This window comes from Streptomyces sp. NPDC008001, from assembly GCF_042958085.1.
Taxonomy (GTDB): domain Bacteria; phylum Actinomycetota; class Actinomycetes; order Streptomycetales; family Streptomycetaceae; genus Streptomyces.
This window is the reverse complement of sequence record NZ_JBIBIZ010000002.1, coordinates 363,528-376,202: the sequence shown is the minus strand read 5'-3', so window position 1 is coordinate 376,202 and position 12,675 is coordinate 363,528. Positions and strand designations below refer to the sequence as shown.

Annotated in this window: 10 protein-coding genes; 2 read left to right on the top strand and 8 right to left on the bottom strand. The window is 65.3% G+C overall.

The window, feature by feature from the left end; all coding sequences use genetic code 11:
- The first annotated feature begins 107 nt into the window (after positions 1 to 107).
- A complete protein-coding gene (locus tag ACFZCD_RS06690; RefSeq protein ID WP_391828587.1) occupies positions 108 to 545 on the top strand; it encodes a MerR family transcriptional regulator in 438 nt (145 codons plus the stop codon).
- A complete protein-coding gene (gene trxA / locus ACFZCD_RS06685) occupies positions 542 to 937 on the top strand; it encodes a thioredoxin (RefSeq protein ID WP_391828585.1) in 396 nt (131 codons plus the stop codon). The genes ACFZCD_RS06690 and trxA overlap by 4 nt, the downstream gene beginning before the upstream one ends.
- Positions 938 to 1,173: 236 nt before the next feature.
- Here the strand turns inward: trxA and ACFZCD_RS06680 are convergent, their stop codons facing one another.
- The 8 genes from ACFZCD_RS06680 to ACFZCD_RS06645 all read right to left on the bottom strand — a co-directional run bounded on the left by ACFZCD_RS06680 (position 1,174) and on the right by ACFZCD_RS06645 (position 12,516).
- On the bottom strand, positions 1,174 to 1,689 hold the full coding sequence (locus ACFZCD_RS06680; protein ID WP_391828583.1) for a GNAT family N-acetyltransferase: 516 nt from the start codon (positions 1,687 to 1,689) through the stop codon (positions 1,174 to 1,176).
- Positions 1,690 to 2,214: 525 nt separating this feature from the next.
- Positions 2,215 to 3,099: a hypothetical protein gene (locus ACFZCD_RS06675; protein ID WP_391828581.1), complete on the bottom strand. Its 885-nt coding sequence runs from the start codon at positions 3,097 to 3,099 to the stop codon at positions 2,215 to 2,217.
- A gap of 13 nt (positions 3,100 to 3,112) precedes the next feature.
- Entirely contained in the window at positions 3,113 to 4,747 is a 1,635-nt protein-coding gene (locus tag ACFZCD_RS06670) for a caspase family protein (protein ID WP_391828579.1), read from the bottom strand.
- A gap of 195 nt (positions 4,748 to 4,942) precedes the next feature.
- Entirely contained in the window at positions 4,943 to 7,597 is a 2,655-nt protein-coding gene (locus ACFZCD_RS06665; RefSeq protein WP_391828577.1) for a TniQ family protein, read from the bottom strand.
- Positions 7,594 to 7,719, bottom strand: coding sequence for a hypothetical protein (locus ACFZCD_RS06660; protein ID WP_391828575.1), 126 nt, complete (start codon positions 7,717 to 7,719; stop codon positions 7,594 to 7,596). Before ACFZCD_RS06660 ends, ACFZCD_RS06665 begins: the two co-directional genes overlap by 4 nt.
- Positions 7,720 to 7,758: 39 nt before the next feature.
- Positions 7,759 to 8,751 carry an ATP-binding protein gene (locus ACFZCD_RS06655; RefSeq protein WP_391828573.1) on the bottom strand — a complete coding sequence of 331 codons (993 nt, stop codon included), beginning with the start codon at positions 8,749 to 8,751 and terminating at the stop codon, positions 7,759 to 7,761.
- Positions 8,751 to 11,807, bottom strand: a complete 3,057-nt coding sequence (locus ACFZCD_RS06650; protein ID WP_391828571.1) for a TnsA-like heteromeric transposase endonuclease subunit — start codon at positions 11,805 to 11,807, stop codon at positions 8,751 to 8,753. Before ACFZCD_RS06650 ends, ACFZCD_RS06655 begins: the two co-directional genes overlap by 1 nt.
- A 166-nt stretch (positions 11,808 to 11,973) precedes the next feature.
- Complete coding sequence (locus tag ACFZCD_RS06645; protein ID WP_391828569.1) at positions 11,974 to 12,516, bottom strand: hypothetical protein; 543 nt, start codon at positions 12,514 to 12,516, stop codon at positions 11,974 to 11,976.
- Positions 12,517 to 12,675: the final 159 nt, after the last annotated feature.

Here is a 12,675-nt window from a genome sequence, read left to right as displayed (position 1 = left end):
AGGAGCCGGCCTTACCAGCAGCCGGTCTTACCAGGATCGGCCTGACCAGCGTTCCGGCCTCACCAGGGTCTGGCCTTGACGTCAGCGTGAACGTTTACGGTCGTGCCATGCGCATCGGGGAACTGGCCCGGCAAGCGGGCACCACCACCCGCACCCTGCGGCACTACGAGGAACTCGGGCTCCTGCCCGCCCGCCGCAGCGGCAACGGCTACCGCACGTACGACGACGGCGACCTGCGGCTGCTCCAGCAGATCCGCACGCTGCAGGACTTCGGCTTCGGGCTGGAGGAGACCCGCCCCTTCGTGGACTGCCTGCGCGCCGGGCACCCGGCCGGCGACTCCTGCCCCGCCTCCCTGGACGTCTACCGCCGCAAGCTCGCGGAACTGGACGACTGCATCGACCATCTGCAGCGGATCCGGGCCGAGGTGGGCTCCCAGCTCGCCCGCGCCGAACTGGAGGCCGCGGCCGATGCCCCCGGCGGCCCGCCGCCGCTCTGCGCCTTCACCCCACCGCCCGGACACGAAAAGGAACCCGGCACACCATGACCACTGCCACGAAGGCCCCTGTCACGCAGACCTTTGCCCAGAAGAGCACTGCCACGGACACACCCGCCGCAGCCGTCCTGACCGTCACCGACGCCACCTTCGCCGTCGAAGTCCTCACCGAGCAGCTGCCCGTCCTCGTGGACTTCACCGCCGCGTGGTGCCCGCCCTGCCGCATGATCGAACCCGTCCTCGCCGCGCTAGCGGCGGAGGAAGCAGGGCGCCTCAAGATCGTCCGGCTGGACGTGGACACGAGCCCGCAGACGCAGGCCGCCTACGGGGTCCTGTCCATGCCGACGCTGATGCTCTTCCGCGCGGGCGAGCCCGTGACCACCCTCGTGGGCGCCCGCTCCAAGGCCCACCTGCTCCGCGACCTCGCCGGCCTCCTCGACTGACCGCCCGCCTCCGGGCCGCCCCACGCCCCCTGAACCAACTGCCGGCCCCCGGCCCGGCAGGTCTGCAGGTTCTCCGCTTCCGTGTCCTGCGGCAACGCTGTGACGTGCGGTTTCTCTGGCTGTCTCACGGCTCGGCCGGAGCGGTCCGTCTCACGGCCGTGTCATTGCCTCAGCGCCCGCGCAGGCTGCACGACTGCGGTGGGGCCCTGGAGGCCGTGCCTCCAGGGCCCCGGGGTTCAGCGCTGGTCGTGGTCCGGGCTCGTGAGCCTGAACCGGGCCATGTTCTCCTCGGTGGCCCAGCGGTGGAAGCCGGCCTTCTCCAGCACGCGGGCGGAGGACGGGTTCGACAGTTCGACGCTGGCGGACACGGTGTGAACGTCCGGTGCGGTGAGGGCGAACTCTGCCAGGGCCCGGGTGGCCTCGGGGGCATAGCCCCGGCCACGGCGGGAAGCCACGATGCCGTATCCGAATTCGAGGATTCCCTCGCTGGGCGGCCAGAACAGGCCGATCGAGCCGACCACCAGGCCGCTGTCACGCTCGATGATCAGACGGTGGCCGTACTCGCCGAGCCAGGCGGGGTTCTGATCGAAGAGACCCGCGATGACGCGGTCACCTTCGGCAGGGAAGTCGTCCGCCCAGTGGGCCGACCTGGTGTCGTCGAGGACGGCGGTGGCCTCGGCCATCGTCCAGGGCCGGAGAACAAGGCGGTCTGTGGTCAGCTGAATGCGGGCTGATGCGGTGGAGGAAGACACGTGTCACTCCTGGTCGTTGGAACGACCCGGCCCGCGCCTTTGCTAGCGCGTGGGCCGGACAAGGGCATGCTGAAGACGGCCGACGGCAGCCATATTCATCAACCTCCCTGTCCCGTGATCACGCGCCTCTCGCGCCGGCGTGACGGTAACAACCCCTCCCCGGCCTGGGCAAAGCGTTTTCGGTCGGCGACGGACTTCCGGATGGCGGTGGCCACGCGTTCTGCACAGGTGTAGGCCCTCAATCGGAATGTCCCATTCCGTTGCGGCGATCTGTGCATTCTCGGTACGTCTCATTTACGGGCCACGGCGTCCTGTCTCACGATCTTGTCCCTGCACCGGTCGTCGAGGAAGCAGCGGAAACAACGGAGGCAGAACCCCATTTACACGGTGCCGTGGGATCGTCTCCAGGTCCTCTCAAGTGTTGGCCCAAACTGCCATGGCATGCCCAGACGTTGCTCATCCTCGCGTCACGGACATATTGATCCTGCTCGGCGGGTCAGGGCAGGCAGCTCCGTCAGTAGTCCATCACTGGACCAAAGTGCGGTAGATACGAAGCGCCACTTCGGGATGCTCCAGGTAGCCGACTATCCCGTGATGGTGAGAGGTTTCGTTTCGGATCTGGTTGAAGTTTTCTACTTCTGGGGTCACCGGGAAGCGCTCGCGGTCGAGTGGACGGAGGGCGACGACGTCCCGCGGGTCGAAGGCGTTGAACCAGACTCTGACACCATGAGGACGGCTGACCGGCCTTAGCTTTTGGGCAATGGGGGCGATTGCTAGCGGCGAGCCCAGCGTGACGAGGGCTGGCACCTTCCACTTGAGCTCTTCGGCATCCCGCTTGAGCACGTTGTAGGCTACGACTGATCCCAACGAGTGGGCCACGACTACGTTTTCCTCATCTGAGGTGATGGCTTTCCGAACGCCGTCGTCTATCTGAGTCTGTATGCCGATGTAGTGCAGATATCGATATACGTCGCGCGTAACGAGTTGCAGACTGGCGCCAGCGAGTCCAGGGGATCGATCGATGGCGCGCAGGGCAGCAAGCACCCACGGCCAGTTCCGAACGCCCTTCTGTATCACGTCTGGCTGGCCGGCTGCGGCACGGATGTCTTCCTCATCTATGCCAAGACGCTGCACAGCTTCCCCGACAACCTCAGCGATGAATCTCTCCTCGCCTGGAGCCAGCTCACCGTAGCCCTTGACGATAACGTCAGGTGCGTCGTCGGGGAGGCCCTCCGCCAGGTGGTACAGCGTGTCTCCGTAGTAGGGAAACCGGATCCGGTCCTCAGGAACGGTCGCATTTACACCCGCATTAGTCAGACCGTTGTGAAGTGCTTGTACCCACTCTTGCTTCAGGTCGGCCGCGTCCTTGCGCTGCTGTGACCGTCCGTGGATGAGAACAAGTCGGCGCATGTCGGCACCTTTCCTACCCTCCAAGAAGGCTTAGGAGACGAGGCAGGTCTGCATCTGTGAAAAGGGTCCAGTGCGATGCCTGCGGAGCGGGCACATCTGGTACTTCGTCCCCCGTGAGCGGACCTACCAGGGCCCACCCGCGAGCCAATAGCGGCGCGAACGGAAACACCGGACGGCCCCAGCCCTCCGACAAGAGCATGACGTCGTAGAACGCATTCCCGGCTTCCAGGTTGTCTCGCGTCAACAACCTCTCGATCAGGTCCCGCTTCCCAAGGCTCGCCAAGCCGTAAGCGAGATAGATCGCCAGTGAAGGGTCGGCCTCGCCGTACTTCTCAAAGAGACCCACCAAGTCGTACGGGGTGTGGCCCTCCCACCAAGTCAATCCGTAGCGGGAAGCCGCAGCGATCCATGCGCGACGATCTACATAGGTCGCATCAAGTAGCTCACGGTGCCCCCGGGTGCCCTCACTCAGCGGTGCGTAAGACACGTCGACGAGCTGGTCCTGCTCAAAGACCGTCGTGGCGACGCGGCCCAGCAGCGCCGGAATGACGGCGCAGTGACCGGATTCCAAGTGGAGCAGAATGCTGGAAGCGCGTTGGGCAGCATCGACCTCGATCTGAACGATATCGGATGCCACCTGCTCCGCCTTAGCGCCGTCCGTATAGACCGCCTTAATGGAGTTACCTGCCACATGTACGGCAGAGCACTCGATCTTTCCGGGGTCTGGCGGAGGAGTCGCAAGGCGGTTGGCCGCGCTTGTGGCTGCGTCATACGCCGGATCCACCGGCGGCGTTACCTCGCGTCCCGACTCGGCCTCATGCGCCAAGGCAGCCGGATCGGGCGCTTCTGCTTCCGGAAGCCGCGACAACCAGGCCTTCTTCGGATGGGAGGTGATCCACCCATCCGGGAATTGGTTGGCGGCCATCTGCGCTCCTAGCTCAAAAATCTGCCTACCCACGTACCCGGGAAGCTGCTCCTTCAGCGGGTGGGGGCGGACGAGCTGGAACACCCTGCTGTCTTGTCGGACCTGTTCGAGCACCTCAGAATAGTCTCCCCCCAACGCCTTGGCGAGAACCTCTGTGTAAACAGCTCGATACTCTCTGCTTGAAACGAGAGGATCGGCGATCTCGAAGGACGATTCTCCAGGTCTGCATGCGAAGAAGACGTCCAACCAGTCTGTATGCCGGGGTCGGTTCTCGAACAGCGATGATCCGGAGTAGACATCCAGGGAACTGCCGCCGCTCGGTGCGGTTCGGCAGGCGTCCGAGACCAGGGTCACATGTCCTACCCCGCACTTCTTCGCCGTGATCCAACTGAGCCAGACGTTGACGGCCTCGTTCGGGTTCTGAGGAGCCCTTGACAGGAACCAGTACTCATTCCCGTTGACGAGTACTCCGTGTCCGCAGAAGTACACGATGAGTTGCTCCAGGGACATAAGATCCGCGAAGGACTGCACTGCCTCACTGACATCCGCGAGGCGGACTTCGGCACCGTTGGTGTCAGAGAAGATCTTGATCCGATGATCGGGAATGCCCTGACCCCTCGCCCACGTCTCCATGTGGTGAAGACCGTGATCAACAGCCTGGAGCTCGGGTAGATCGACGGCTTTATGCACCCCGATCAGAACGACCGCACGATCCGGCTCCATATCCGTTACTCCATTCACCCCCCTTCGACCGTAACCCGGATCACAGGTGAACTCCTGGTGACCGAAAGTAGCAACGGACACAGCCTGTAGCTGTCGCATAGCCACTCACCACACCTGGCGCTGACCAGCTCTTTCATTAGAGAACGGCTCAGCACAGGGGCGCGACGACTACTTCCGATGGCTTCGGCGGCCGCTTCACCGCCCGCGCTCCGTGCTGTTGGAGGAGCCTGTAATGGCCGTCCTGACGGCCCGCGCGACCTCGGCGCCGAACGGAGTCGGTCGCATCCCGCGGCCACGTTCAGCACGTTCGATCAGGGCGTGACCCAGATCCCTTTCGAGCTCGTTGATCTTCTTGATCAGCGTGGAGGGGTGGACACCAAGGGCTTGGGCCGCTTTTCTCATCGTGGCGTACGGGAGTGCGGCAACGACGATCTCCAACCACTTCCAGGCGTAGGGGGCGGTCAGAGCGTCCTGCACGGACGCCGGAACACGGGCAGCCCAATCCGGCGTACTATACGCGGCCGGGGGTGCTCCGCCACGGCGAAGTGGAATCTCGTGGTGACGCGCCCAGTCGGCCAGGGTCTTTGTGTGCATGCCCCTCTCGCGAGCGAGATCGGACAAGAGCCGACGGTGCACTACGTACTGGTCGTAGAGCCAGTCCCGTTCGACCGGTGCGTGCTTCTTGTAGTCCTCGCGCCGGCGCATCGGGATCGCGTACTCACGGGCGAGACGGGTCAGCACCTTGTGGGAGAAGCCGGTGAGCTCGGAGATCTGCGACAGAGAACGGTGCTCGTCAAGGTAGAGGCGGGCCATGCGTTTCTTTGGCAGGGTCTGCATGGCCTTGGCGTAGTTCTTCCTGGCCGTGCCCTGGGCTGTCACCGGCGGGGGCAGTGGGGCGGGATGTTCTCCCAGGATGTATCGGACGGCTTCGACAGAGGTGCCGAGGACGTCGGCCGCGTACTGGACGGCGTGCCTGCGCTGACGGATGAGGCGATGCAGTCGTGGGAGGTCGACCTGGTCCGGATTGAGGCCGGGGAGGGCGAGTCCGTCCAGAAGGGCCTTGGGCGGTTGCCAGACGACCGGCTCGTTGTGGATGTGCCGGGTGGCGAGGAATGCCTGCGCCTCGACATCGAGTGCCTGCGCCAACTGCGGGCTCTGCAGGGCGAGGAAGCGGAAGTATTCCGTACGGAACAACGCCTCACCAACGGTCGGGGCACCAGGCGCGGATTCGGGCGGGAATCCGCTGATGCGCTGGAAAAGGTGGCAGCGGATGATCTGTTCTCGGCGCTCGCCTCCAGGGTGTGTGCCGGTGCGGCGGCAGATCTCACCCCAGCGTCCCGGCGGAAGTAGTGTGGTGTAGTCGAGTCGGCGTCGCCGCGCGTAGTCGATGGGGACGTCCGAGGCGTCGAGGTAGTCGGCCAGTCTGGTCAGGGCGGTGGCGATGTGGGGACATTGCGGCTGATCGTCCAAGCGTTGCAGGGCGTGGGAGACGTCCATACGGTCGGCCACCGACCCCATGAGTTCCGTGGCGGTGTCGAAGTCGGTGCGGCTGTCGACGGTCAGCAGGGCGGCGGCCAGGGCGGGAGCCAGGATGCGCGGGACGGTGCCGTCAGGCGGTGTGATCCGGAGAGTCCACAGGTTCCAGAACGTACTAGGGATCTTCCGGCTCCGCCGTGTGATGTCCTGGCTCTTCGCCATTGGCCGCCTCGGCACCGGTGACGTCAGACGATGTCGCAGATAGTCAGCAGGACGCAGGCCGCCTTTTGCTGCGGCCAGCTGGATGCCAGTGAAGACGGGGGTCACTCGGTTTCCCCAGTTCTTGAGCTGGCCGATGCTGGCCTCGGAAAGGTCGTCGTGCAGAGCCGTGAGCAGGTCCCGCATCGCCTCACCGGCCTGGTGAATGTCCGGCTGGCCAAGGATGTCCAGCGCGACGGTGACAGCGCTCGCCACACTCACGGCTCTGGGCGGGGCCATGAAGCCGGGTCGATCCCCGGCCCGGCCGGCGAGCGTGCAGCCTGCATCGGGACGGAGGTGAGCTCCGGCGATGTCGTCCGGGGCCCGCCGGGTGAGGTCCTCGGCGGAAAGGTCGGACAGCACGCGTCCGCAGAGGGCACGGATGTCGCTGAGTGCGCCCGGCGCCGGCTGCGGCATAAGGGCGTAGACGCCGAAGGTAGAGGTGCCGCTCTCGATGATGTCCATGATGAGGCTCTGCGCGGCCATAGCCGGATGGCCGACGGGCAGACGGAGCGTGAACGTCTGCGCGAGGTCGAGGCCACAACCGCTGGTGAAGGAACCGTCCGGTTTCGAGGGAGCGTTCCCGCAGTGCCGGGGCCTGGGAATGGATTGTGAGCTTCGGGGTCGCATACGAGGGACGCGCCCGCAGCCCGGACAGCAGTCCGCCAGCAGCCGGTGATGGCGTAAACAGGCGAAGGACCAGCCCAGCCGCCAGGACAGCATCCAGCGCCCGTCGGATTCCACCAGACAGTCCGGACAGAAGCGGGAGCCGCCGCCCCGTCCCCAGAGCACCCGGCGGTTCACGAAGCGACGCTCGTGGTTGATCTCCAGGGCCCGCTGGTCGTAGTGGAGCAGCGTCATCTCACGGAGTTGGGCTGCGTCCAGACCCGTCGCCACGGACAAGGCGGCAGCCTGCTGCGAGCCCAACAGGATCGTCCAGTCCGGCGGAATGCCGAGCAACTGGTTGCCGGTCTTCCGAAGAAGCGGCAGACCAACACTCTGCATCACCTCACCCAGCGGCGTCCGAAGCCTCACGGAGAGAGCCTCGATCCAGGAGTCCAGGGCCTCCCCGGGGACCGGGGCCTGACGCAGCGGCAGCGTACGGATGCGGCTCATGCCACGGTCTTGGCCGCCGCGGTCTTCGCGGTGCTGGAGCGGGGCTTGGTCGTCATCCGCTTGCGCTCGAACTTCTTCTCCAGCGCCTTGCGCGCCCGCTCCGCCCCGGCATCAAGTTTCACCTGGTCCAGCAGGTCCTCGTCAAGGAGTTCGGCGCCAGTTCAGGCTGCTCTCTGACAGCCCCGGTTGATGAGCGTCATTAACGAGCCGATGTGCCCGGTGGTGCGGATGTAGAGGTAGTCGGTCAGGTCGTCAGCGAGCATGCCGGGGTACTTCCGGGCCAGGACGAGGCGCTGTTCGAGCCCCAGCATCAGCTTGCGCCACTGCCGTCGTTCCTTGTCGTTGCGCACCGAGTATGCGTCCATGGTCAGCGGGGTGGTGCGGCGCGCGGTCTGGGCGAGGGTGATGTCGCCTCGGGCGTCGGACTCGGAGTACAGGCCGCGGTTGCCCAGTTCGACGCCGATGAAGATGAGGGTGACCGGGAACTCGTTGGCGATGTACTTGAAGTGGTTGCTGACCTCCTTGCCGTTCTTGTCCTGCCACTTGAGGAAGTGTAGGTCGTCGATGATCAGCAGTTTGGTCTCGCATTCCAGGACGCAGTCCAGGGCACGCTGGACGAACAGCGCGGCTGTGCCGCTCTTGCGGCCGGGGTGTGCGAAGAACTCCAACAGGGCCCGGTTGAAATCCTTCATGCCGATGTTGCTGGTGAGGCCGACTCGGCAAACGGGCCACCGTTCGTGCCCGGAGGCGGTGAAGGCCCCGGCCCGGGCGATCTCCTTCTGGTGGTACTTCAGGGCGAAGTCCAGTACCGCCGTGGTCTTCCCAAGTCCGGGGAACGCGTCCACCGCGACGGCTCCCTTGGCCTTGTCACCGTCCTGCTGATTGCTGGCGATGATGTCCCACAGGTCCTCATGCAGCGCTTCGAGCTGCGGCGTCTTGAGCGGGCCGAGGTTGGCGTGCCAGACGCTGCGGAGGTGGTCGTACTCCAGCCGCGCCGCCTCGCCGAGGGTAGCGATCTGCTTGGGGGTCAAGATCTCCGGTTGGACGCGGCGGGGTGCCTCGGCCAGGGCCCTCAGCCCCTCCTTGCGGGAGAGCGTGAGGTTGTCCAGCCGGGGACGAGTGCCTTCGGCCGGCTCGGCGGAACGGGGCGGCATCATGCATCCTCCAGGGCGTCGGCGTAGAAGTCATCGGCCGCGTCCGGGCCGTCGAGCTCGTCCTCCTCGTCGTCATCGCTGGGCGCGAGGCCTTCGTAGGGCTCGGCCTCGTCGACGCCCGAGCCCTCGACGGTCTCCTCGTCGAGCGCGCTGTCGTCGGCGAAGATCCGGGCGACCGACGGCAGTGTGCGGATGTCGTCATCCTTGGTGACGGGCAGGTCGAAGGCGGACCGTTCGCGGGCCTGTCGCAGGGCGATGCGCCGCTCGGCCATGGTCAGTCCCAGGCCGAGGTGCCAGCGTTCCAGCAGCTCGGCGACGGCGGTCTCGTCGTCGGCGAAGCGATACTTTTTACCCGCTAGCTTCCGGGCGAGTTCGATCGCCTGACCGCTGATCGGGAACTTCATCGCCGGGGCGTGTTCCCACTCCAGGGTGTGCCAGCGCCGGGTGTCCAAGCGCCGGAAGTACACGTAGTTGATGTTGTCGGGGTCGACATGGATGGGCCACATTCCCTTGGCCTTCGCCCCCGTGTACGGGCTCGTCTCACCGCGGTAGCCGTCCAGGCCCTGCCCGTTGTACCGGCATTTGCGGATCTCGACGCCGTAGTGGTGGATCGGCTTCCACTCGGTCTTCAGGAACTCGAAGCCAAGCGCCGGGTCGCGCGGCACCTCGATGTATCCGGCGCGAGCGATCCCGTGTTCGAACATCGCTGACGGCGACAGCCGCAGCCCCGGCACGTGCGTATCGAGCAGCCCGTCATGGGGCCTCACGTGATACACGCAGGCCACCCACTCACGGATGATCGCCTCCAGCTCGTGGAGGAAGAAGAACGCCTGCTCTTCCGGCCGTTCTCCGCGCGAGAACACATCCGGTCCCTTGTAGCCGGGCAGCGACTCCAGCAGACCTTCGCGCAGGGTCTTGAAGAATCTCTCGATCGGCCCCTTGTCCCGGCCCGTTCGCAGACGGGCCGGTTGGATCGACAGGCCGAGACGCTGGCAGACCGAGGTGATGTGCTCGCTGATGAAGGGCTTGCCGTGGTCGACCACGATGGTCTCCGGCACGAGGGCTGGCCCTGCGGCGCCCCTCTCCCCGCCGACTTTATCGTCTCCGCCGCCTGCTTCGAGAGCCTCACGCTCCACGAAGACGGTGCGGGGAATGCCGTGATCGGGCCAGACCGCCGACGCCGGCCAGTCCTTGCCCGCCGGACGGGGACGGTAGGTCTGGAACAACACCGCCGCGACGTCGATGGACTGCGTGGACACCGGGGTCACCCTGATCCCCGTGACGCACCTGTCGTACCAGTCCATCGCGACCGTCAACTCAGCCTGCACCCACTTCAGCGTGATCGGGTCCATCGCGAAGACGTCCAGCCGCGTGGTGTCCATCAGCAGGTACTCGCCGGGCCGCGTCGGCCGCAGCTTCCCGTACGCACCCGGAGGTCTTGCGGCGATGTCTCGGTTGCGTTTCGTGCTCAGCCTGAAGGTTGGCTTGCGCCGCTCCAGCTCCTCGAGCCAGCGATACGCCGTCGCACGAGTCGGCAGCTTCACCTCGCCACCGCCATAGCGGGCGGCAAGCCGAGGGCCGACGGTGCGGATCACCTTGGCCCGGGTCGGCTGCGAGTCTTTCTCATGCTCAGCCATGATCTCCAGGGCCATCTCCACCCATCGTGGATCGGCCCGCCCGAGCCCGCCCATGGTGCCGTCACCATGATCTGGCTTGTTATGAACGAGACCGGCTTCCCGATCTGCGCGGAAGGCCCGCACCCACCGCTTGATGGTGCGTACGCTCACCCCGAGTTCGTCGGCCTTGGCCGCGTACCGCTGCAGCTTGGGAACTGTCGCCGCGTACGGCGCTCTCGGTTCGCCCTCCTCTGGGAACTCGGCGTTCCCCGACCGGAAACCGTAGAGGACCTCGTTGATGTGGGCGGCGCGCTCACGCACCGCCGCCAACTCTTCGTCGGTGAGCTGTGCCAGCAGCACGGAGGCCGTCTCGCGTGGCTCATCTGCCACGGGTCCCGGCCCTTCCGGGATGATCCCGGCCCGGCCTGAGGTGAGTGCCTCCCGCAGTGACAACCGGAGTCGGCGGCCCCGACCATCGCGCACTAGGACCTCGTTGCCGGCCGGGGAGGCGAACATCTCCTCCACCGTGACGACTTCACCGTTGTACTTCAGCCTTGTGCCCACGCCGACACGTACCGCGGACTCGTTCACCCGACCTCCCGAGCGAGGCTCCCGCCCATAAACCGTCGTTTCGCTCTCCGCCGCGTCGATGCCCTGCTCACGGTCCACGACCGCCGGAGGAAGTTCGTACCTTCCGGAGCCCGTCACGGCAGCCGTCCCCTGCCGAAGCTCGTGTCGCTCGGACAGGGGCACAGCAAGATCCGTCACGAAGTGCTGGCACCAGAGCAGCCTCAGGACGGCCGCACGGACCCTCCATTCCGGATGGTGCGGAAAGGCACGGAACGCCTCGCCAAGCGAGGCCCCGTATAAATCTGCCTCCCGGATCTCCTCAAGCAGGTCCTCGTTGAAGAACCAGTCGCGTCGGTACCCGGCGAGGAAGCGCAGATTCGCCAGTTCCGCCTCCGGCGGCTCACACCACACCTCGAAGTCCCAGCCGCGAGTCAGAACGACCTCGCGGGCCCAGCCGAGCGCAAAGTTCACCTTCGGCCGGGTGAGCAGGTGCCGGGGCTTTACGTCGACGACCAGCGGTACGTCCTTCTCCCGCAGAACGAGGAAGTCCGGTACGTGGCGCCGCAGTCGCTCGTCCACCGTGGTGGAGAGGAGGAACGGCTGGGCGAAGACCGCCGTCACGTCCCGGTCGAAGTCGGCGTACAGCAGGCGCGTCAGTTCAAGCCGCGACTCGTAGACAACGTGGTCACGCATCGTGGAGGACCAGTACGCACCTGAGTAGTGCTTCTGGCCGTGTCGCCAGCGGAACGTACGCCACGGTACCGATGGTTCGAAGATATCGATGCCTGTCGCCGGCCAGAGCCGGTCCTCGTCGATCTGCCCGTCCGAATAGCGAAGACTCATCGTGACTTCGCCAAGCACACGCGGCATACCCACCCCCAGCAGCGGGGACGAGTGATGCGGAATCAGACTAAAGATCCCTAACTACCGTTTCCCTGCCCCACACAGAAGTGCCCACTGAGAGAGATGGGCATGCCGACGCACCCCCCTCCGTATGAACCATCGAAAATCCGCGCGAGCTATACAGAGCAGCCCATCAACGCTGTTCCTCGAAGAAGTCCATGCGTCCCGTCCCGAACGGACCGTTCTCGTCCTCGTACGGGAAGGCGACCTTGTCCCACAAGGCGATCTGACAAATAGTGACGGCCGCCTCGGGGCCCAGCTTCAGAGCACGACGGGAGTCAGCCGGCTCGGTGTACCACTGCTCGATTCGCCCCAGCCGGAAAGCCCGCATGCTGTCCTGCCGACCGTCCCCCTCGTACACCACCTTCGTGATGGCTGACACGACTTGGCCGTGGTGAAGGCGAAAGTCTCGCCCAGACGGATCAGTGAGGGAGAGCTGCCAGCTCCACCGGCAGCCTTCGGGAAGCGGGTCACCTGGTTCAAGGTCTTCCGGCAGCTCTCCCGAAAAGCCGTACAAGTACGCCGCGTTCTCCCCGACCGGAACTTGAGACCAAGCAATATCACCGAGATAGGGAGAAGCAGCCACAAACGTCTCGGCGATCCTCTGAGTCTCCTCATCTGCGATCCAGTGCGACCCCGAGGGGGCGTGAGAGGCACTACCGGTCTCGACGTTCACTCCATCGACTCCCATTCCTGCTCCTTCCTAGATCCTTCAGTTGCCATCACATAAGGGATGGCGGCCACTCAGTCACCTCAACCAACACGTCTCATCTCTATGTCCTACGGGCCAGACACGGGACACAGAGAATGAGAATGGGACACAAGAAATGGGAAC

Excerpts from the sequence above, each read along its gene's own strand:
- trxA (WP_391828585.1), top strand. The coding sequence starts at position 542 with ATGACCACTGCCACGAAGGCCCCTGTCACGCAGACCTTTGCCCAGAAG.
- ACFZCD_RS06670 (WP_391828579.1), bottom strand. The coding sequence starts at position 4,747 with ATGGAGCCGGATCGTGCGGTCGTTCTGATCGGGGTGCATAAAGCCGTC.
- ACFZCD_RS06665 (WP_391828577.1), bottom strand. The coding sequence starts at position 7,597 with ATGAGCCGCATCCGTACGCTGCCGCTGCGTCAGGCCCCGGTCCCCGGG.
- ACFZCD_RS06650 (WP_391828571.1), bottom strand. The coding sequence starts at position 11,807 with ATGCCGCGTGTGCTTGGCGAAGTCACGATGAGTCTTCGCTATTCGGAC.
- ACFZCD_RS06675 (WP_391828581.1), bottom strand. The coding sequence starts at position 3,099 with ATGCGCCGACTTGTTCTCATCCACGGACGGTCACAGCAGCGCAAGGAC.
- ACFZCD_RS06655 (WP_391828573.1), bottom strand. The coding sequence starts at position 8,751 with ATGCCGCCCCGTTCCGCCGAGCCGGCCGAAGGCACTCGTCCCCGGCTG.
- ACFZCD_RS06690 (WP_391828587.1), top strand. The coding sequence starts at position 108 with ATGCGCATCGGGGAACTGGCCCGGCAAGCGGGCACCACCACCCGCACC.